This is a genomic window from Pseudomonas tolaasii NCPPB 2192 (assembly GCF_002813445.1).
GTDB classification, from domain to species: Bacteria; Pseudomonadota; Gammaproteobacteria; order Pseudomonadales; family Pseudomonadaceae; genus Aquipseudomonas; species Aquipseudomonas tolaasii.
On record NZ_PHHD01000001.1, the window covers coordinates 1,981,753 to 2,001,782 of the forward strand.

A 20,030-nucleotide genomic window follows, 5' to 3' on the forward strand; every position below is an offset into this window, starting at 1 on the left:
GGAAAAGCCTGCCAGGACTGGCACTGCAAAAAGAATATAGCTGGCTAATGATTCTTTCCAATATATTGTTCGACCTGTTTGATAGGTTTTGCGACCTAATGAGGCTTCAATGGAATTACGTCATTTGCGGTACTTCATCGCGGTCGCCGAAGAACTGCACTTCGGCCGCGCCGCGCAGGTGCTGGGCATTTCCCAGCCGCCCCTGAGCCAGCAGATTCAGGCCCTGGAGCAGGAGGTGGGCGCGCGGTTATTCGAGCGGACCAATCGTCGGGTCGAGTTGAGCGAGGCGGGGCGGCTGTTCCTGCACGAGGCGCGGTTGGTGCTGGCCCAGGTCGACAAGGCCTCCGATGTGGCACGCCGTGCGCAATTGGGTGAGTTGGGGGAACTGAAGATTGGCTTCACGTCGTCAGCGCCGTTCAATGCGAGCATTCCCCAGGCGATTTTTGCCTTTCGCCAGGCCTACCCGGCGGTGCACCTGAATTTGCAGGAAATGAGCAGCACCGAAGTCGCAGAGTCGCTGGTGGATGAGTCGATCCAGGTCGGCTTGATGCGTCCGCTGCCGTTGCCGGATTCGTTGAGTGTCATCGAGCTGATGCGCGAACCGTTGGTGGCCGTATTGAACGCGGGTCACCCGCTGGTCGAAGGCAGCGAGCGTGGCTTGCACCTGGAGCAGTTATCGGAGGAGCCGTTTGTATTCTTTCCGCGCAGCTATGGCAGCGGCCTCTACGCGCAATTGATCAACCTGGCCCGCGACGCCGGCTTCAGCCCGCGCTTCGCCCAGGAAGCCGGGGAAGCGATGACCATCATCGGCTTGGTGGCGGCGGGGCTCGGCGTGTCGGTGCTGCCGGCGTCGTACCAGCGCATTCGTATTGATGGCGTGGTGTACCGCACCTTGCTCGATCAAGAGGCGGTGACGGCGGTGTGGCTGGTGCAACGCAAGGGCGCGCAAATGCCGATGGCAGAGGCGTTTGTGGAGTTATTGACGCGAATCCATGTGGGAGCTGGCTTGCCTGCGATCGCATCACCTCGGTTCACCTGATCCACCGAGGCGCCCGCATCGCAGGCAAGCCAGCTCCCACAGGGGCCGATCAATTCATGCCATTACTGCGCAGTGCCGCCAAAATATCCCGATCCAGCATGCTCACCCAACGGTTGTAGTTGCGATGGATCTTGCCGTCCTTGTAGCCCAGGTCGCGGCTGTCGCGGTAGGTGATGGCGTAGCTGTTGCGGGTGTAGCGGATGTCGATGGCCGCATAGAACTGGCCGCGCACGGTGATTTCGGCCTGCACCAGTTGCGGGCTCAGGCGCTGCACGGACCATTCGCGTTTTTGCAGCGCGGTGACGATCACCTGTTTCATTTTCTCTTCGCTGGCTTGCGGGTTGGCCGCCAGCTCATGCTGGGTGTTGAGCACCGGTTTGCTGGTACAACCGGCGGTGGTCAGCAAGGCCAGGGTGATCAGGGTGGCGCGTAGCAGGGAAGACATTCCGTTTTCTCCAATTGATTAAAAATTCAGGCCCAGCGGCGAAAGATCAGCGAGGTGTTGACGCCGCCGAATGCAAAGTTGTTGTTCATCACGTAGTCGTGGTGCATCTCGCGGAACTCGCCTTGCAGGTAATCCAGCTCGCCGCATTGCGGGTCGACTGAATCGAGGTTGAAGGTATGCACGTACTGGTCGCGGTTCATCATTTCGATGCTGAACCACGACTCCAGCGCGCCGCACGCGCCGAGGGTGTGGCCGAGGAAGCTTTTCTGCGAGCTGATGGGCATGCGGCTGCCGAACAGGCTACTGGTGGCCAGGGTTTCGGCGATGTCGCCTTGGTCGGTGGCGGTGCCGTGGCCGTTCACGTAGCCGATGGCCGACGGCTCAAGCCCGGCATCTTCCAGGGCCAGTTCCATCGCGCGGCGCATGGTTTTCTGCTCCGGGCGGGTGGTGTGCTGGCCGTCGGCGTTGCTGCCAAAGCCGACGATTTCAGCGTGGATATGTGCACCGCGCGCCAGCGCATGTTCCAGCTCTTCCAGCACCAGCATGCCGCCGCCTTCGCCGATCACCAGGCCATCACGGCCGCTGTCGTAGGGGCGCGGGCTGGTTTGCGGTGCATCGTTTTTCAGGCTGGTGGCGTACAGCGCGTCGAACACCATGGCTTCGGTGGGGCACAGTTCTTCGGCGCCACCGGCGAGCATCAACGGCAAGCGCCCGAACTTGATGGCCTCGTAGGCATAACCGATGCCCTGGCTGCCGCTGGTGCAGGCGCTGGACGTGGGAATCAAACGGCCGGTCAGGCCAAAAAAGATGCTGATATTCGCCGCCGTGGTGTGCGGCATCATGCGCACATAGGAGTTGGCATTCAGCCCCTCGGCCACCGAGTTCAGCAGCATGTTGCCGAAGGCCTTGATCTCGTCGGTGCTGCCGGTGGACGAACCGCAGGCCACGCCCATGCGCCCGTCCTTGATCGACTCGTCGCCGAGCAGTCCGGCGTCCTGCAACGCGCGCTCTGCCGCCCACACCGCCAGACGCGAAACCCGGCCCATGCTGCGCAGCTGTTTGCGCGTCCAGTGCGCGGGCACAGCGAAATCGTCGATCGGCCCGGCCAGGCGCGTGTTCAATTCGGTAAAGCGGTCCCACTCATCCATACGCCGGATGCCACTGCGGTTGGCGCGGAAGTTGGCGGCGATGGTCTCCCAATCGCTGCCCAGGGATGTCATGCCGGCCATGCCGGTGACGACAACGCGTTTCATCAGCACAGGCCCCCGTTCACGGCCAGCACCTGGCGGGTGATGTAGCCGGCTTCAGCCGACATCAGGAAATTCACCGCACCTGCGACTTCCTCCGGTGTGCCCATGCGCTGCGCGGGGATCATCTTCATCAGCTCTTCCACCGGTACGTTCTCATCGAGCATGGCTGTGTCGATCAAGCCCGGCGCAACACAGTTGACGGTGATCTTGCGCTTGCCCAGCTCAATGGCCAGCGCCTTGGCGGCGCCGATCAAGCCGGCTTTGGACGCACTGTAATTGACCTGCCCACGGTTGCCGATCAGCCCGGACACCGAGGTGATGCACACGATGCGCCCGGCTGCGCGACGACGAATCATCGGCATCATCACCGGGTGCAGCACGTTGTAGAAACCGTCGAGGTTGGTGCGCATCACCACGTCCCAGTCGTCTTCCGACAAGGCCGGGAAGGCTCCATCGCGAGTCAAACCGGCGTTGAGCACCACGCCGTAATAAGCGCCATGTTGTTCTACGTCGGCTTCCAGAATGTCCTTGCACGCTGCGCGATCCGCCACGTCGAATTGCAGCACCCGCGCCTTGCGGCCCAGGGCTTCGATCTCGACCTGCACCGCGTCGGCTTCAGTGCGACCACTGCGGCAATGCAGCACGATGTCATGCCCGGCCTGGGCCAGGCGCAACGCGATGGCGCGGCCGATGCCACGGCTGGAGCCGGTGACCAGTACGGATTCAGTCATGGCGTTTCGTCCTTCGATTCATCTAAATAATTGGCCGCCTGGGGCGGTCGAAATACGTTCAAGCGCGCGCTGGCCTGGATGCCGTCGCCGGTGAGGTGGCATTCGAACACCCCCATTCCGTTGTCGTCTTCCAGTGAGCGCAGGCCGTGGATGGTCAGTTCGGCGCCTGCCGGAAAGTGCTCCACGTTGCACTCGAACTTGCGTGTGCCCAACAGGAACCCCAGTTCCACCGCTTCGCCTTTCTGGCGCGCGCGGCAACCGGCGTAGGCGGCCACGCTTTGCGCCATCAGCTCGATGCCGACCCAGGCGGGCAGGCTGCCGTCGTCGCGGTTGAACAGGCCGCCGGGTTTGACGGTCAGGCGGGTGTGGACCTGCTCTTCATCGAACGACAGCACCTGGTCGATCAGGATCATGTCGCCCGCGTGGGGCAGCAGTTCGGCGAGTGGCCAAGGGATCATGGGGCCTCTCCAATAATCAGGCTGACGTTGTTGCCGCCGAAGGCAAACGAGTTGCTCATCAGGCAGGTTTTTTTCAAGGTATCGCCGCAGTTGGCCCACTGCAGGGCGGGCAGCGCCGGGTCGGCCTGGCCGTCCCACACATGGGGCGGCAGCACGCCGTGGGTCAGGCTCAGCCAGCAGAACGCGGCTTCCAGTGCGCCTGCAGCGCCGAGGGTGTGGCCGCTCATGGGCTTGGTTGACGAGCACGCCACGCCTTCGGGAAACAGGCTGGCGACGGCCAGGCTTTCCATGGCGTCGTTGTGCTGCGTGGCGGTGCCGTGCAGGTTCAGATAACCGATTTGCTCAGGTGTGAGTTTTGCACTGGCCAAAGCCTTGCGCATCGCCAGCAGCGCACCTTTGCCGGTGGGCTCGGGCGCGGAAATATGGTGCGCATCACAGCTGGCGCCGCTGCCGAGCAAGGCAATCGGCGCAGGCTGTCGCGTCATCAGAAACAGCACGGCGGCTTCGCCGATATTGATGCCGCTGCGGTTGACCGAGAAGGGGTTGCAACGCTCGCCCGACACGGCCTCCAGCGACGTAAAGCCATTGAGGGTCAGCTTGCACAGGCTGTCCACACCGCCGCAGATCACCGCGTCGCACACACCCAGATCCAGCAGGCGCTGGGCACTCATCAACGCGCGGGCACTGGAGGTGCAGGCGGTGGAAATCACATAGGCCGGGCCGCTCAATTGCAGCCAGTCGGCGAGGAAATTCGCCGGGGCGCTGAGCTCCTGCTGTTGGTAGTCGTAATCGCCGGGGAACTGCTGGTCGCGCAGGTAATGCGCGATGCCCCGGCTGGCTTCATCGATGCCCGAGGTACTGGTGCCCAGCACAACGCCGACCCGCGACGCGCCGTAGGCCTGGATCGCCTGGCGCAGTTCACCTTCAATCTGCAGTGCGGCTTCCAGCAACAGCTGGTTGTTGCGGCTGCTTTGCTGGTTCAGCGCCTGAGGAATGGCGGCCAGTTCGCCGTGCACACCGGCCACCGGCAACACGCGCTCCGGCACCCAGCCACTTTCCGCGCGCATGCCCGAGCAGTCACCGGCAAACAGGCTGCGGCTGACGTCTGCCTGGCCGCGGCCGAGCGCGCAAATTACGCCGAGCGCGTTGAGATAAGCAGTCATCGGCCGACTCCCAACGGGGTAATGCGGTAGCTCAAAGGCTGCCCCGCCATATTCACGCTGAACACCTCCGAGGACTGATACACGATCTGCCAATGCCCCGGCAGCGTGCGCGTCAGGTCCATGGCCTGGGCGCTGGGATACAACGCCGGCACGTCATCGGCGGAGGTCAGGGCAAACAGCAGCGCTGCAAACAATTCCCTCGCCTGGGGATTGGGCGGCAACAAACCATCGGCCTGCCACTGGCCATTGACCAGCTTTTGCCGGGCCTGGGGAATGCCCAGCGGGTCCATCATCGACCAACGAATCGCACCGCCTTCGCGCTGGATCACCAGCAGCCAATCCTGGCGCTGGCCATCTGCCCGGCGCTGCACATGCAGTTGCATCGGCAGGGCCAGGTTCGGGGTTTTCTCGGGCAGCGGCGGCTGGCTGGCGCAGGCGCTCAGCAGCAACAGGCAACCCATCAGCAGCAGGCGGATCATGGGGCGGCACTCGTCAAAGGTTTACGGGCCACGCAGTTCACCAGGGTTTCTTCGCGCTGGCCCACCGGCGGCGGGTTGCGCAGGCCCCAGCGCTCCAGCAGGCCGAAATCGCTGGAACGGCTCCACCACAAATACGGGTAAGAAACGTTCTGCGGGTCGAACTCAAAGCCCTGTTCGCGAAGCATCTGCAGGTATTGCTCGGCGCTTTTCTGCACGTGCATCGGGTGGCGGAACAGCCAGCGAATCACCCAGGTGTCGATATAGGCCTCGGTGGACTCGGCAAACAGCAAATAGCCGCCCGGCTTGAGCACGCGGTAAAACTCCTTGAGCGCGCGATGCTGTTCGACCAGATGGTGGAAGGTCTGGTGGCAGAACAGGATATCGACGCTGTCGTCCGGCACATCAAGGGTGGCGCAGTCGCTGCCGATCAGCTCGATGGTCAGGTCCTGACGCGTGGCTTCGGCCTGGCTCAGTGCCAGGCTGTGAGGGTCGGCGTCCAGGCCGATCAGGCGCGCGGGGGCAAATACCTGCTGCAAATACCGGAACGACTTGCCCTGGCCGCAGCCGGCGTCCAGCAAAACGGGCGCCACCGGCAACGGCTCGGTAAACAGGCTGCGCAGGTCGTTGATCGCCACGCGCAATACATGGTGCTGCCAGGTGTGGCTGCGCAGGAACCAGAAGCCGAATCGGGTCTCTTCGACGTAATTTTTACTCAGGTACTGACTGCTCATACTGGCTCACCTGCACAAATTTCCGACAACATCCGCAACCGCCGCTTGGGCTCGCTGACAAACGGGTTGCGCTCGTCCCAGGCATAACCGGCGAGGATCGAGCTGATCATCCGACGAATCTCCGGCGAGCTGCCCGCGTGGAAAATTACCTCCTGAAAGGTACCGGCGTACCAGCCCTCGACATAGCAGCGGAAGGTGTCGACGCCACGTTTAAGCGGCTCGGCGAACTCGGTTTGCCAGTCCACGCTTTCGCCTTTGAGCTGGCGATGCAACACCCCGGCCGCCATGCTTGCCGAGCGCATGGCAATGGTCACGCCGGAAGAAAATACCGGGTCGAGGAATTCCGCCGCGTTGCCCAGCAGCGCAAACCCCGGGCCGTGCAGGGTTTTGACGTTGGCCGCATAGCCACCGATGGCCCGCGCCGGGGTATCCCACACGGCGTTTTGCAGCACGCGGGACAGGCTTGGGGTTTCAGCGATAAAACCGCGCAGGCAGGCGTCGAGGTCTGCGTCGCGGCCGTCGAAATGTTCTTTCGCCGCCACCACGCCCACCGAACAGCGGCCGTTGCTGAAGGGGATGGTCCAGAACCAGATATCGCGCCGGGTCGGGTGGGTGGTGACGAGGATTTTGCTGCGGTCAAAGCCTGGGTGTTCGATGTGATCTTCAACGTGGGTGAACACCGCCTGGCGCACCGGGAAGTTTGACGGCACGTCCAGGTTCAGCAAGCGCGGCAGCACCCGGCCGTAGCCGCTGGCATCGAGCACGAATTTGGTCTTGAGGTGGTATTCGCTGCCATTCTCGCGACGCACGTGCAGGTAGCGGCACTCGCCGCTGAAATCCACGCCGACGACGGTTTCGCCGTAACGAATATTCACGCCCTGCAAGTGGGCCTGGTCGGCCAGCAATTGGTCGAACTCGCCGCGCTGCACCTGGAAGGTGGTGGGCTTGCCGTTGCTGAAGGTGTCGCTGAAATCAAATGCGCTGTAGCGCTCGCCCCAGGCGAACGCGGCGCCGGTTTTCACCTGGAAACCGGCGGCGTTAACCGCGTCGAGCATGCCGGCTTCTTCAATGAAGTCGATGCAGTGCGACAGCAGGCTTTCGCCGACGGAAAAACGCGGAAAATGCTCGCGCTCGATGATCAATACATCATGCCCGTTGCGCTTTAACAGCGCGGCGGCGATGGCGCCGGATGGCCCGGCACCGATCACCACTACCTGGCGACGTTCCATTTCAACTGTGGGCACGAGGGCTCCTTGCCACTTTGGCGATAATCACATTCATGAGGCGTGCCGCTGATGGCCCGCCCAGGGCGCCAGCATAAAGCTGAAAGCCAGGCCCAGGCTGACCGACAGGCCGAAATTGCTCACGGCCGGTGTACTCGACACCGCCAGCAGGCCAAACGACAACCAGGTCGTCAGTGCCGCCAGCAGCGTACCCAACAGGCTGACGGCCGGGCCGCCGATTTGCTCGCGCATCAGGATCGCGTAATCCACGCTGATCGCCGTGACCAGCAACAGGCCGAACAGGCTGAACAGTGTGAGCGGCTGACCCAGCCAGCCAAGGCTCGCCAGGCTGCACAGTGCGGCGAGCAGCGGCAGGGCGACGATGCGCAACGCGCCGCCAAAGCCGAACGGCAAGATCAGCAGCAACACGATCAGCACGCAAGACATCAACTTCAATTCTGCCGCGCTGATCTGTGTGTCGGCGAACACCCGGTTCAAGTCGCCAAGGCGATCCACCAGTTGCACGCCGGGCAAGTCCAGCGCCTGCACCCGCAGCAGCGCCGGGTTGTTCAAGCCTTGCAGGCTGACCATCGCCGCCACGCCGCCGTCCACCGGGCCCAGCCACAGCGTGCGCCAGGGCTCGGCGAGCGGGCCGACCAGTGCCGCGTCGATGTCCTCGGTGGGCAAGGCTTGCAGCTGCGCGACTTCAGCCTGCAAGGCACTGACGGGCACGCCGAGGTCCAGCAGCGGCTGCCAGTGTTGCGGCAATGCATTGAGCGCATCGCGCAGTTGCTGTTGCTCGGCTGGCAGGCTGACCAATTGGTTGAGTGCCAGGTAGCCCTGCAACTTGTTCATGTTCACCAGTTGATCCAGACGCTGGCCCAGCGCGGCCTGACGTTCCAGCAATTGCTGCTGGTTGTCGGCGCGTACCAGAAAGAATTGGCTGGTGGGCTGGAACCCTGTGATACGCGCCACGGCCTGGGCTTCTTGCAGCAGTTGCGGCGGGGCGCCGATCCACTGGCGAATGTCGTTTTTGCTGCTCAAGTGCCACAGGCCACCGGCGCAGAACAGCAGCAGCAACGCCAGCAGCACCGGGCTTGGCACGCGCTTGAGCAATGCAGTGCGTGCCAACCACAGGCACTCGGCGATGCGCAGCGGCCATTGCGCCGGGCGCAGTTCAACGCCCTTGAGCAGTGCGGGCAGCAGGCACACGGCCGACAAGTAAGCGCCAACCAGGCCCGCAGCGGAGAACACCGCGATTTGCGTCAGCGCCGGGAACGGCGTCCATGCCAGCGCCAGGTAGCCGATGCAACTGGTCGCCAGGCTCAGGCTCAGCCCCGGCAGGGTGATGCGCAAGGCCGGCCAGCTGCGCCACGGTTGCAGGCTCCAGCTTTTGGACAGGTAGTGCAGCGGGTAATCCACCGCCACGCCAATCAAGCTCGAACCCAAGACCAGCGTCATCACATGCATGTGGCCGAACAGCGCCACACAGGCTACTGCGCCAAACAGCATGCCCACCAGCACCGGTACAAAGGCCAGCAAGACACGCCAGCGACGGAATGCGAGCAACAGCAATAAAAGAATGCCCAAGGTCGCGCCGCCGCCCACCCAGGTGATTTCCCGCGTGGCCTGCTGCTGACCATTGGCGGCGTACAGCAAGCCGCTGGCGGCGAGCAATTGCGCGCCCTGCCCGGCGGCCTGCTCGCGGCTGGCCTTGAGCAAATCCGCCACTTGCAGCGGCAGTTTCATGTCGAAGGCATTGCCGGTGGTGCGCGCACGCAGCAGCACCCAGCTTTTGCCGTCGGCGTCGGCGATCAACGAGCCGCTACCGATATCCAGCTGCACCGAGCCGTGCTGCGGCTGGCTGTTCTGGATGCGCCCGGTGAGGCCCAGCCAGTCGTCCTGACTGGGCACCAGGCTGAACCCGGTGAAGGGGTCAAACAAGGATTGCACGCGCTGCTGGATGAAGGCGTCGGGGTGGTCGATCAGTTGCTCGCGGTCTTTGGCCGAGAGCATTGCCAGCCGCCCGCGCAGCAGCTGTTCACGCAGTGCGGGCAGGTCGGCCTGCAGGTTCCACTGCACCTTTTCAAACAGCCCGCTGGCCTGCCAGCGCTCGCCCAATTGCTGCGCCAACGCCACGGCTTGCTGGCGGTCGGCATGCCCGACCAGCACCAGCATTTCGCGGTTCAGCGGTTCCTGCATGCGCTGTTCGGCTTGCTGCTCCAGCACATCGGGGGTGTTGCCCGGCACCAGCTCCATCAGGTTCGCCGACAGCGGTGCGCCATGCCGCCACTGCCAGCCGGCCAGGGCCAATACGGCCACCAGCAGGATCAGGAACAGGCGTGGCAACAGGCGCTCACTGGGCAAAATCATGCTGCTCCGATTCGCTCAGCGGCTGGTTGGCGGTGCTGTCCTGCATGCGCAAAACGGTGCTGTCGCCCTGGGTTTCCAGCAGCTCGATTGTTTGCACCAGCTCGCCGCCGTCGATATTGATCCGGGTGAACACCTGCTTGAGCAACAGCGAGCGGGGGACCAACGTGAGTTTCCATTGCTGCGCATCGCCCTGCAGCTGCAATTCGAAGTCACGCTGCAAGCCGCTGCTGTCGCCCTGAAGCACGGCGAGGAACAAACGATTCTGCTCGGCGCCGGCGCTCTTGTTGGGCAGCAATTGCCAGCCACTGGCGTCGCGGCGGGCAATGCCCTGGGCGCTGATGCGGTAGTCCTGTTGCAGCGGGGTCTTCAACAGCCAGAGCAGGCCGTGGTCTTTGGCCAGCACGAAGGTGCCTTTGCTGACCAGGGGCTGGGGCAGGGCGCGCAGGTGTTTTTCCTGGGTGAACTGGCCGTGGATGACGGTGGGTTTGGCGAGTTGATCGCTGAGTTGTTGTAAATCGAAAGCCTGAGCACTGAAACTCAAGAGCAACCCGATCAAGGTGGGAGCGGGCTTGCCCGCGATGAACCTGAGGACGCTGCGGAGTGCCAGGCGGATTGCATTATCGTTGACGACCATCGCGGGCAAGCCCGCTCCCACAGAAGTCAGCATTTCAGGGCTCTCTCTACGGCGTCTGTGAATACTTTAGGGGAGGCCAGTTGCATCTCGCGGCTGGCGATTTCCACGGCGACTTGCACGGTGCTGGCCCGGGTCAGGCGTTCGCCGCTGGCAAGGTCGGTGATCAGGTAGTTCACCTTCAAACGGTTTTCCCACTCCACCAGGCTGGCGCGCACATTGATGGTTTGGCCAAACACGGCGCCGCGCACATAGCGCAGTTGCAGGTCGATCACCGGCCACGCGTAGCCGGATTCAAGCATCGCCGTGTAGTTGTGGCCGAGCTTGTCCAGCAGCGCGCAGCGCGCCACTTCCAGGTACTTCACGTAATGCCCGTGCCACACGACGTTCATGGTGTCGACGTCGAAAAACGGCACGAGGATTTCAGTGTCGCAGTGCAGCACGCCCTGGCTACGCATGCAGCCTCCAGTGTTGCTCGGCGATACGTTTCAGGCACAGGCGCAGTTCGCCTTCCAGGGCGCGGTCTTCGATGACCGGCGGGAAGTCTTTGGCGAGTTCTGCATGCATGGCGGCCAGGGCCGGTGGCAAGGCGCGCGCGTCCTCCGCTTGGGCGCGCAGCCACACGCCTTGGTTGGCGGCGAGCAAGGTGGCGGCGGCAACCTGTTCGGTCAGCTCCAGCACGCGGATCGCATCGCGGGCGGCGATGGTGCCCATGCTCACTTTGTCCTGGTTGTGGCACTCGGTGGAGCGTGAGAACACGCTGGCCGGCATGGTGTTCTTCAGTGCTTCGGCGGTCCAGGCGCTGGTGCCGATCTGCACGGCCTTGAAGCCGTGGTTGATCATGGCGCGATCCGCCGGAGCGCCGGACAGGTTGCTCGGCAAACCATGGTTGTAACGCACGTCCACCAACAGCGCGAGCTGGCGGTCGAGCAGGTCGGCGACGTTGGCCACCAGTGTCTTGAGGCTGTCCATGGCAAAGGCGATGTGCCCGCCGTAGAAGTGCCCGCCGTGCAGCACGCGCTCCTCTTCGGCGTCGATGATCGGGTTGTCATTGGCGCTGTTCAGCTCGATTTCGGTAAACGAACGCAGCCAGTTCAGGCTATCGGCCAACACGCCCAGCACGTGGGGCGCGCAGCGCAGCGAGTAACGGTCCTGCAGGCGATGCAGCGGCGCGGTGGGCGCATCAATCGCCAGGTCTTTACGCAGCCAGGCGGCGACTTGCATCTGGCCGGGGTGTGGTTTGGCGGCGAACAGGCGCTCGTCGAAGTGTTCCGGGTTGCCTTGCAACGCCACCACGTTCAGCGCGGTGATGCGCGTGGCCAGTTGCAGCAGGTAGTCGGCGCGGGCGAAGGCCAGGCAGGCCAGGCCGGTCATCACGGCGGTGCCGTTCATCAGCGCCAGGGCTTCCTTGGGGCGCAGCACCAGTGGGTCCCAGCCCAGTTCACGGTGCACCTCGGCGGCCTGGCGGCGTTCGCCACGGAACATCACTTCGCGCTCGCCGGACAGGGTCGCGGCCACGTAAGACAGCGGCGTCAAATCACCGCTGGCACCCACCGAGCCCTCTTCCGGAATCAGCGGCAGCACGTCGTGTTCGAGGAACGCCTGCAGACGTTCCAGCAGCTCCACGCGCACACCGGACACGCCGTGGCACAGCGACTGCAACCGCGCGGCCAACACCGCGCGGGTGGCCTGCGCGTCGAGCAACTTGCCCAGGCCGCAGCCGTGGAAGGTGTAGAGGTGGCGCGGCAACGCTTCAACGTGCTGCAACGGCACCGCCACCACGCAGGAGTCGCCGTAACCGGTGGTCACGCCGTAGATCACGCCTTCCTTGTCCAGCAGCGAGTCGAGGAACTGCGCGCCTTTGGCAATGCGCTGGCGGTACGCGGCGTCGTTTTGCAACTGCGTGGGCGCCTGACGGTTGGCCAGGGCCAGCACGTCTTCAATGCGCAAAGGGCGTTCGCCAAAGGTTACCGGCTCAAGATGCGTGGTCATCGGTCTTCCAGAAAGGGTAAAAGTTGAACCATTGTTGGGGCGCTGCCAGGCAAAACTGACCCAGGCGCGCGGCATAGCGCGCGGTCCACTGGGCGATCACCTGCTCGCGGGTGCTGCGCTTCCATTCGATCACGTCGGCGAACGGCTCGATGGTCAGGCGATAACGGCCGTTGTGTTTGAGGCACATCAGCAGGTTTACCGGGCATTTCAGCAGGCCCGCCAGCAGCCATGGGCCTTGGGGAAACGCCGCGTCAACGCCGAGAAAATCCACGCGAACCTTGCGCCCGCCGTGCAGCGGCACGCGGTCGCCGGCGATGGCCAGCCACTCGCCTTCGTCCAGGCGCTGGCTGAGCAGCAGCATGGTGGCCGGGTCCAGCTCGCTGACCTGAATGAGGCGCAAATGCGTGGCCCCGGCTTCGCCCAGCAGGCGGTTGAATTGCTCGGCGTGCTTGGTGTGCACCAGCACGTTCATGGTGACCTGTTCGCCCAGCTCGGCGAGGGCGCGGCACACTTCGAGGTTGCCCAGGTGCGCGCCCACCAGCATCTGCCCGCGCTCGCCGCGCAGTTGGCCGCGCAGTTGTGCGGGGTCGTTGATTTCGATCTGTTCGATGCGCAACTTGCCGTTCCATACGTCGAGCTTGTCGAGCAAGGAGTCGGCGAAGGCCATGAACTGGCCAAAGACGCTTTTATGGGTGGGGCGCAATTCATTGCGCCCGCTCCAGACGGCCAGGCGCCGCTGGTATTCCCAAGCGCTCTGGCGGGCGGTGCGGCCGAACAGGAAAAAGTACAGGACGATGCCGTACAGCACCGGGCTCAGCAGGCGACGCCCCAGCACTTTGGCGGCGAAGGCGGTGAGTTTCATCAGCCGGAAACTGCCGCGCTCCTCGCGGTCGGCCCAGTGTTTGCTGCTGTCGTTCATGCCTGCCACCGCCGCCACAGGATCATCGGCGCGCGCACCAACATGCCGAAAAACAGCCGGGTGTGCATGGCCGAAATGCGCACGTTGTCGTGGAACAGGCGAAAGTGCGACAGGCCGTCGGTGGGGTAATGCACCTGGGTCGGCAGCCAGCGCATCGGTTGGTTGCGCCAGGCCAGGCGCACCAGAATGTCGGAGTCGAAATCCATGCGCGTGCCGATGTAGGCCGAGTCCATCAGGGCCAGGGTCGGCACCAGCGGGTACACGCGAAAACCGCACATCGAGTCGCGGATTTGCAGCGACAGGGTGTTGATCCACACCCACACGTGGGTCAGGTAGCGGGCGTAGAGGCGGCCTTTGGGCACGCTGTCGTCGTATTCGGGGTAGCCGCAGATCACCGCCGTGGGGTGTGCGCGGGAGGCGTCGAGGAAGGCGTCGACTTCGCGCAGGTCGTGCTGGCCGTCGGCGTCGACTTGCAGCGCGTGGCTATAGCCCAGGCGCGCGGCTTCGCGAAAGCCCGCCATGACCGCGCCGCCTTTGCCCTGGTTGGAAGGCAAGGTCAGCAGGGTGACGTTTCCCAGGGTGGCCAGTTGTGCGAGTACTGCCGCGCAGGCCGGACTGCTGCCGTCGTCCACCAGCAAGCATGGCAGGCCGCTGTTCAGCAGGCTGCGAACCACAGCGGGCACGGCGGCCTCATGGTTGTAGACCGGAATCAGGGCGCAGGGGTTATGCATGGCGCTGATCTCCTGAGAGACCGAGTTGCCTGCATCGCAGGCAAGCCAGCTCCCACATTTGAGCGTGTTCACAAATCAAAGTGTGGGAGCGGGCTTGCCCGCGATTAAGTGCGCAGCACTCATCTGACCTATGCATGCGCAGTCACCAACTGAATCCGGCCACTGGAGCACGCGGCGACGCCGTTGCGGTAGGCGAAGTACAGCTTGCTGCGTTCAGCGTCGAAGCGCAGATGCAGTTCTATGGTGTCGCCCGGCCGCACCAGTTGCTGAAACTTGAGCACTTCCATTCCGGCAAAGGAGGGCGGAAGGTCGAGCAATTGCTGGCCCAGTTTGAACGCCCACTCCACCTGCACCACGCCCGGCAGTATCGGTGTGGCCGGAAAGTGGCCGCTGAAATAGGCCAGGTCCGGCGGGATGCTCAGTTGCAGGGTCCACTCACCTTCGGTTTCGACCTGTTCCAGTACATGCGGTGATTTTGGCCGTGGGGCCAGCAACAAGGCCTCGACCTCGGCCTGGGCCAGTTTGCCCTGGCTGTTAAACGGCAGTTGCCTCAGGAATCGCCAGCGACGGGGCAGGGCCAGGGCTTCGCAATGTGCGCTCAAGTGTTCGCGCAGGGTTTGCGTGACCACACGGCGGCCCTGATTGCGCAAGGCATGCAGGCCATCGGCACTCAGCACTACCAACGCGCCGAGGGAGGCGCGGTTTTCCTGCACCACGCCCAGTCGGGTCTCCGCGACCCAGGCGTGGCTTACCAGTGCCTGTTCGAGCATGGGCAGGGAGATGCGTTTCTCTTCCAGTTTGACGATACGGTCCAGGCGCCCGAGCAGCTCGAAACGGCCATCGGAGTGGATGCGCGCCGCATCGGCAGTCTGTTCGATATGCCCCTGCGGCAAGTACGGCGATGCGATGCGCAGGGCGCCGTCGGCGTCCTGGCTCAGTTGCACATCGGCAAACGGCTGCCAGGGCTGCGCGCCCTGTCGCCAGGCGATGCCGCCAGTTTCCGAGCTGCCGAGGATTTCCGTCGGCCATTGCTGCAAGCGGTCGTACAGCTCGCCCGCGGCCTCAAGGGGCAGCGCGCCGCCCGACGAAAATACCCGCGACACCCGGCTCAGCGCGGGCCAGTCGAGGTTGTCGCCCATGCGTTTGAGCAGCGCGGGGCTGGCGACCCAGGCAAATTGCGGGTGTTCGCGGCTGGCGCGCTGCAGGTCTTCGGGAAACGCCAGTTGCTTGCGCACAAAGGTGCGACCGGCGCACAGCGGCCACAACACGCGAAACAGCAGGCCATAGATGTGTTGCGTGGCCACGCTGCCGATGATGCAGGCGTCTTTGAGGTCTGCGCCCCACAAGGCTTCCAGCGCTTGAACCTCGTTGGCCAGCTGGCGCAGGGTCTTGTCGATGCGCTTGGGTTCGCCGCTGGAGCCGGAAGTGCACAGGCTGAGCTGGCAGCTGTCCAGATTCAACGCGGCAGGCTCCAGTGGCGTTTGGTACAGCGCCTCAAGATCCGCCGTTTCGACCAGCCAGGCGTCTACCGAGTCGTCCCAACGCTGACGGGTTTGCGGCTGCAGGTCGGCGGGCAGCAACACGCTGACCCCGGCGCGCCAAGCGCCGAGTACGGCGATCGCCAGCAACCCGGCGTCTTCCAGATGCACCGCCAAGCGCTGGATGCCACGCGCACGCAGCCCGGCCGCGAGGCTCAGGGACTGCTCGCACAGTTGCGCGTGGTTCATCGCAGGCTCGGTGGTTACCCAGCGCTGTTGCAGCGGCTCAAGCAGCACGTGCTCAAGTTTCAACCCTTTCATATGCGGCCTCGAACCCTTTGTCGTACCAGCCATTCCACGGCAAACAACAGCCCCATCAGCCCGTAGGCGATCAGGCCGTTGTACAACGTCCACCAGCTCAGTGGCGCCCACAGCGTGAGGGCGGCGGCGAGCAGGCCATTACACAGAAAAAACACGCTCCACACCACGGTGACCTGGCGGGTATACACAATCGCCTTGGGCGGCAGGTCGGGGTCGGTCATGCGCGCCAGGCGCTCGATTATCGGCAGACCGTATTTCAGGCTCGAACCGAACAGCGCGAGCATGAAGGCGTTGACCAGGCTCGGGTACCAGCGCAACAGGTTCGGGTTGTCGAACCAGGCCAGCAACAGGCAGAACACGATGACCGCCCCGGCCATCCCGCGGCTGCCGGGGCGCCGTGCGCCGATGAGTGCACGCAACAGCCACAGGCTGCCCAGCAGCAAACCGAATTGCCACGGTGCAAAGTGCTCGGTGCCGTAATACACCGCAAAGGGGTACAGCAGCCCCGCCAGCAACAGGCCAAGGCCGATCAAGCGGCTCATGCGGCGGGCTGAACCAGACGGTACACCGCCTCAACCACGTCATTCACGGTGCGCACCGCCTTGAACTCTTCGGCGGCGATTTTTTTGCCGGTCTGGCGCTTGATATGGTCGATCAGGTCCACGGCATCGATGCTGTCGATTTCCAGGTCCTGGTACAGGTTGGCGTCGAGGGTGACGCGTTCCGGCGGCAGTTCGAACAGTTCCACCAAGGCATCGCGCAGGGTGTTGAAAATATCGTCACGAGTTTGCATGGTACGGTCTCAAGCTGCCTGTCGGGCCGTGACGAACGCCGCGAGGCTGGCCACGTTAGTGAAGTGATTGCGGGTGTCCTTGGCGTCGGCGTCGATCTTGATGCCGTACTTTTTCTGGATCGCCAGGCCCAGTTCCAGGGCGTCCACCGAGTCCAGGCCCAGGCCTTCGCCGAACAGGGTTTGTTCGCTGCCGATGTCATCAACGCTGATGTCTTCCAGGCCCAGGGCCTCGATGATCAGCGCTTTTATGTCGTGCTCAAGGCTGTGTCTGTCGCTCATCTTCGGCGAGCTCCTTAATGAAATAGTGGTGCAGGTAATCGTTAAGCTTGCGTGAGGCCTGGGGGGCAGGCCCGAGTGCCGCGAACGCCTGTGGCTCTATATCGGCACCCACGCGCAAACTAAAATGAAATCGGCGTTTGGGGATGCGATACCAGGGTTCGGCCTTGGTCAGGGTAGTGGGGCTGACTTTAATCACCACCGGGGTAATGAGCGTGGCACCGCGCAGGGCAATGGCCGCACCGCCGCGATGAAAGGCGGGCGCGGCGCCAGGTGTGGTGCGCGTGCCTTCGGGAAAGATGATCAGGGTTTGGCCTTCGCGCAGGGCGTCGGCCGCGGCGTCGAGCATCTCGGCGCTGCCATCGTTGCTGATATAGCCTGCGTCACGCACCGGCCCGCGCATGAACGGGTTTTGAAACAGGCTCTGCTTGACCACGCAATTGGTCTGGCGCATCAGCCCGATCAGAAACACCACGTCGATCAGCGACGGGTGATTGGCGACGATCATCTGGCCCGGGCGGCCAAGTTTTTCGGCGCCCTCGACGCTGTAGGTCAGCACCCCGGCGCGTTGCATCATGCGGATAAACAGCCAGAACAGCCGGCTGATGGTGTGGCGTACGCGCCGACGGTGCTTTTCAGCGCTGCCGGGCAGGCAACTGAGCAGCGGGAATACCAGCAAGCGCAGGCACAGCCCGCCGACGCCGAACATGAAAAAGCTCGCGGCGGTGGCGAACAGGCGCCAGTAGTAGGCGTCCCGTGGTTTGTCGGTCAGGGCTTGCGTTGCCAGTTCCATACACGGTTCTTCCAGGCATGTTGGCAGGTGGCCTGCTCGGTGAGCAGGGTGCGCAGCAGGTTCAGGGCATGGGGCCACTGGGTTTGACTGAGTTGGACAGCGCCGCTGTTCAGTTCCAATTGCCACTCGTCGCCGGGTGTGAGCAGCAGCCCGAGGGCGTAGGGGAACGGTACGTCGTGGATCCAGCCGGCATAGGCTTCGGGCGGCTGTTCTTCGGTGATCACCAGCAATACGGCCGGGGCGCCCTCGTTGAGCAGCGCGGCGGCTTCGAGCATGCCGTGCTCCAGGCCATCGCCGGCGGCGGCGAGGGCGGTCATTTCGCTGGTTTCGTTACGCAGGATCGACCACAGGCCAATCACCGCGTTGTGCACCGACAGGCTGAATTGGGTGGGCGACAGCGGCTCGTCATTGGCCAGGTCGCTGAGGATGTCGAGGGTGCGCGGGGTTTCGCCGTGGCGTGAAATAAACACCAGCCGCAGATCCTGAAGGCTTTCTGCCAGTGGCCAGCCGACGCTGAAGGCCATGCGCGCCAAGCGGCTGAGGCGCCGGCGTTGCATGGCCGGCAGAAATGACACGTCGGGGGATGCATCGCTGGCTGGCAGCAACACCGGTGCCTGGCACCAGGCGTGCCAGTCGTCCGCGCTCTCCAGGCCGGGAGCCCAGGCGCGCCATTGGGCGATGTTGAAAGTGATCACTGAGAAGTTATCCCGCCCCTGCGGGCTTCCATGTGCGGCCATTGGCCCCGAATACCGGGACAGGGAGCAATCGCCGAGTGGCGCGCATTATCCCGGTGCTGCGGGGTTCTAGCAAACTTTGGTAAAGAATTGTTCACGGCTGATTACAATTTGGTTGGAAAGATTTACAGATTGTCCTTTACCAAGGGGCTGATTGAATTGTCGGCCTTGTCCTGTTCTTGCGTGGGGAACGGATGACAGACAGCGGACAGAAGGCTTGCGATGCAGCCGAGCATGGATAAACGAGGTAGCTAACAGGCGCTTTTGCCCTCTACACTCGGGCATTCATTGATACACGGAGGTTTTTCCATGCGGCGTGTGGTGTTCAATCAGAAAGGCGGCGTTGGCAAGTCCAGCATCGCCTGCAACCTGGCGGCGGTCAGCGCCAGCGAAGGCTATCGAACCCTGTTGGTGGACCTCGATGCACAGGCCAACTCAACCCAGTACCTCACGGGGCTGACCGGCGACGATATCCCTATGGGGATCGCGGATTTTTTCAAACAAACCTTGTCTTCCGGTCCGTTTTCGAAGAAGAACAAGGTGGATATCTATGAAACGCCGTTCGACAACCTGCATGTCATCACGGCCACCCCTGAATTGGCCGACCTGCAGCCCAAGCTCGAGGCCAAGCACAAGATCAACAAGCTGCGAAAGCTGCTGGATGAGCTGAGCGAAGATTACGACCGGATTTACCTGGATACGCCGCCAGCCTTGAATTTCTACGCGGTTTCGGCGCTGATTGCGGCCGATCGCGTGTTGATCCCGTTTGACTGCGACAGCTTCTCGCGCCAGGCGCTGTATGGCTTGCTGGCGGAAATCGAAGAGTTGAAGGAAGACCATAACGAAGGCCTGGAAGTGGAAGGCATCGTGGTCAACCAGTTCCAGGCTCGCGCGAGCTTGCCGCAGCAGATGCTCGATGAGTTGATTGCCGAGGGGTTGCCGGTGCTGCCGGTGTACTTGGCCAGCTCCGTGCGCATGCGTGAGTCGCACCAGGAGAGCAAGCCGCTGATCCACCTCGACCCACGGCACAAGCTGACGCAGCAGTTTGTGGAGTTGCATAACTTGCTGGAAAACGCCTGAGGCACTGATCGTTCCCACGCTCTGCGTGGGAAAGCCGCCTGGGACGCTCCGCGTCCCGCTGGATACCGCACATGTTGAGATTTGTGCATGGGTGACGCGGAGCGTCACGGTATGCATTCCCACGCAGAGCGTAGGAACGATCTGGCAAGCGGGGTTTTGCCTTGTATGGTTGCCTACAGGTAAGCCAGAATCGCCCGGCTTGTGCGTCTGGGTGGGCGTCTCTAAGGTTCTCGGGCCGCTGAATTCTCAGTGGTCGGGTTTAGTAGCCCGAGTGTGATCGCCGAACGTACAAGCGTCGCCTATCGGACCTTCGGGTCTGAGCATGATGGTGGCTGTGCGTAGGGCACCCTCGGGTGCGCCGGTCTTCGGCTTTCCACCGGTCTACTAACC

The 20,030-nt window shown here is 63.3% G+C and carries 22 protein-coding genes; 2 read left to right on the plus strand and 20 right to left on the minus strand.

Going from position 1 to position 20,030, the window contains the following annotated elements; translation table 11 throughout:
• Positions 1–109: 109 nt before the first annotated feature.
• Positions 110–1,039 carry a LysR family transcriptional regulator gene (locus ATI14_RS09240; protein ID WP_016972705.1) on the plus strand — a complete coding sequence of 310 codons (930 nt, stop codon included), beginning with the start codon at positions 110–112 and terminating at the stop codon, positions 1,037–1,039.
• Positions 1,040–1,088: 49 nt separating this feature from the next.
• Here ATI14_RS09240 and ATI14_RS09245 read toward each other — a convergent pair whose 3' ends face one another.
• The 20 genes from ATI14_RS09245 to ATI14_RS09340 all read right to left on the minus strand — a co-directional run bounded on the left by ATI14_RS09245 (position 1,089) and on the right by ATI14_RS09340 (position 18,521).
• Entirely contained in the window at positions 1,089–1,484 is a 396-nt protein-coding gene (locus tag ATI14_RS09245) for a hypothetical protein (protein ID WP_016972704.1), read from the minus strand.
• Positions 1,485–1,510: 26 nt separating this feature from the next.
• A complete protein-coding gene (locus ATI14_RS09250) occupies positions 1,511–2,737 on the minus strand; it encodes a beta-ketoacyl-ACP synthase (RefSeq protein ID WP_016972703.1) in 1,227 nt (408 codons plus the stop codon).
• A complete protein-coding gene (gene fabG, locus ATI14_RS09255; protein WP_016972702.1) occupies positions 2,737–3,465 on the minus strand; it encodes a 3-oxoacyl-ACP reductase FabG in 729 nt (242 codons plus the stop codon). The genes ATI14_RS09250 and fabG overlap by 1 nt, the downstream gene beginning before the upstream one ends.
• Positions 3,462–3,923: a hotdog family protein gene (locus ATI14_RS09260; protein ID WP_016972701.1), complete on the minus strand. Its 462-nt coding sequence runs from the start codon at positions 3,921–3,923 to the stop codon at positions 3,462–3,464. The genes fabG and ATI14_RS09260 overlap by 4 nt, the downstream gene beginning before the upstream one ends.
• Entirely contained in the window at positions 3,920–5,086 is a 1,167-nt protein-coding gene (locus ATI14_RS09265) for a beta-ketoacyl-[acyl-carrier-protein] synthase family protein (RefSeq protein ID WP_016972700.1), read from the minus strand. Before ATI14_RS09265 ends, ATI14_RS09260 begins: the two co-directional genes overlap by 4 nt.
• The gene (locus ATI14_RS09270; protein ID WP_016972699.1) at positions 5,083–5,565 is read right to left on the minus strand and encodes a hypothetical protein; all 483 of its coding nucleotides are present in this window, start codon (positions 5,563–5,565) and stop codon (positions 5,083–5,085) included. Before ATI14_RS09270 ends, ATI14_RS09265 begins: the two co-directional genes overlap by 4 nt.
• A complete protein-coding gene (locus ATI14_RS09275) occupies positions 5,562–6,296 on the minus strand; it encodes a class I SAM-dependent methyltransferase (RefSeq protein ID WP_016972698.1) in 735 nt (244 codons plus the stop codon). Before ATI14_RS09275 ends, ATI14_RS09270 begins: the two co-directional genes overlap by 4 nt.
• On the minus strand, positions 6,293–7,540 hold the full coding sequence (locus ATI14_RS09280; RefSeq protein WP_031320128.1) for an NAD(P)/FAD-dependent oxidoreductase: 1,248 nt from the start codon (positions 7,538–7,540) through the stop codon (positions 6,293–6,295). The genes ATI14_RS09275 and ATI14_RS09280 overlap by 4 nt, the downstream gene beginning before the upstream one ends.
• Before the next feature lie 33 nt (positions 7,541–7,573).
• On the minus strand, positions 7,574–9,886 hold the full coding sequence (locus ATI14_RS09285; protein ID WP_026083025.1) for an MMPL family transporter: 2,313 nt from the start codon (positions 9,884–9,886) through the stop codon (positions 7,574–7,576).
• A complete protein-coding gene (locus ATI14_RS09290; protein WP_016972695.1) occupies positions 9,876–10,526 on the minus strand; it encodes an outer membrane lipoprotein carrier protein LolA in 651 nt (216 codons plus the stop codon). Before ATI14_RS09290 ends, ATI14_RS09285 begins: the two co-directional genes overlap by 11 nt.
• A 26-nt stretch (positions 10,527–10,552) precedes the next feature.
• Positions 10,553–10,981: an acyl-CoA thioesterase gene (locus ATI14_RS09295; RefSeq protein WP_016972694.1), complete on the minus strand. Its 429-nt coding sequence runs from the start codon at positions 10,979–10,981 to the stop codon at positions 10,553–10,555.
• Positions 10,974–12,515 carry an HAL/PAL/TAL family ammonia-lyase gene (locus ATI14_RS09300; protein ID WP_016972693.1) on the minus strand — a complete coding sequence of 514 codons (1,542 nt, stop codon included), beginning with the start codon at positions 12,513–12,515 and terminating at the stop codon, positions 10,974–10,976. Before ATI14_RS09300 ends, ATI14_RS09295 begins: the two co-directional genes overlap by 8 nt.
• On the minus strand, positions 12,499–13,434 hold the full coding sequence (locus ATI14_RS09305; protein WP_016972692.1) for an LpxL/LpxP family acyltransferase: 936 nt from the start codon (positions 13,432–13,434) through the stop codon (positions 12,499–12,501). The genes ATI14_RS09300 and ATI14_RS09305 overlap by 17 nt, the downstream gene beginning before the upstream one ends.
• Complete coding sequence (locus ATI14_RS09310; protein ID WP_016972691.1) at positions 13,431–14,165, minus strand: glycosyltransferase family 2 protein; 735 nt, start codon at positions 14,163–14,165, stop codon at positions 13,431–13,433. The genes ATI14_RS09305 and ATI14_RS09310 overlap by 4 nt, the downstream gene beginning before the upstream one ends.
• 128 nt (positions 14,166–14,293) lie before the next feature.
• Positions 14,294–15,964, minus strand: coding sequence for an acyl-CoA synthetase family protein (locus tag ATI14_RS09315; protein WP_016972690.1), 1,671 nt, complete (start codon positions 15,962–15,964; stop codon positions 14,294–14,296).
• Complete coding sequence (locus ATI14_RS09320) at positions 15,961–16,506, minus strand: COG4648 family protein (RefSeq protein WP_016972689.1); 546 nt, start codon at positions 16,504–16,506, stop codon at positions 15,961–15,963. The genes ATI14_RS09315 and ATI14_RS09320 overlap by 4 nt, the downstream gene beginning before the upstream one ends.
• Positions 16,503–16,757 carry an acyl carrier protein gene (locus ATI14_RS09325; protein ID WP_003187949.1) on the minus strand — a complete coding sequence of 85 codons (255 nt, stop codon included), beginning with the start codon at positions 16,755–16,757 and terminating at the stop codon, positions 16,503–16,505. Before ATI14_RS09325 ends, ATI14_RS09320 begins: the two co-directional genes overlap by 4 nt.
• Before the next feature lie 9 nt (positions 16,758–16,766).
• A complete protein-coding gene (locus ATI14_RS09330; protein ID WP_016972688.1) occupies positions 16,767–17,036 on the minus strand; it encodes a phosphopantetheine-binding protein in 270 nt (89 codons plus the stop codon).
• Positions 17,014–17,826, minus strand: coding sequence for a lysophospholipid acyltransferase family protein (locus tag ATI14_RS09335; RefSeq protein WP_016972687.1), 813 nt, complete (start codon positions 17,824–17,826; stop codon positions 17,014–17,016). Before ATI14_RS09335 ends, ATI14_RS09330 begins: the two co-directional genes overlap by 23 nt.
• The gene (locus ATI14_RS09340; RefSeq protein WP_016972686.1) at positions 17,802–18,521 is read right to left on the minus strand and encodes a beta-ketoacyl synthase chain length factor; all 720 of its coding nucleotides are present in this window, start codon (positions 18,519–18,521) and stop codon (positions 17,802–17,804) included. Before ATI14_RS09340 ends, ATI14_RS09335 begins: the two co-directional genes overlap by 25 nt.
• Before the next feature lie 348 nt (positions 18,522–18,869).
• Here ATI14_RS09340 and ATI14_RS09345 point away from each other — a divergent pair, with 348 nt between their 5' ends.
• Positions 18,870–19,640 (plus strand): ParA family protein, encoded by a 771-nt coding sequence (locus ATI14_RS09345; RefSeq protein WP_016972685.1) that lies wholly within the window; start codon positions 18,870–18,872, stop codon positions 19,638–19,640.
• Positions 19,641–20,030: the final 390 nt, after the last annotated feature.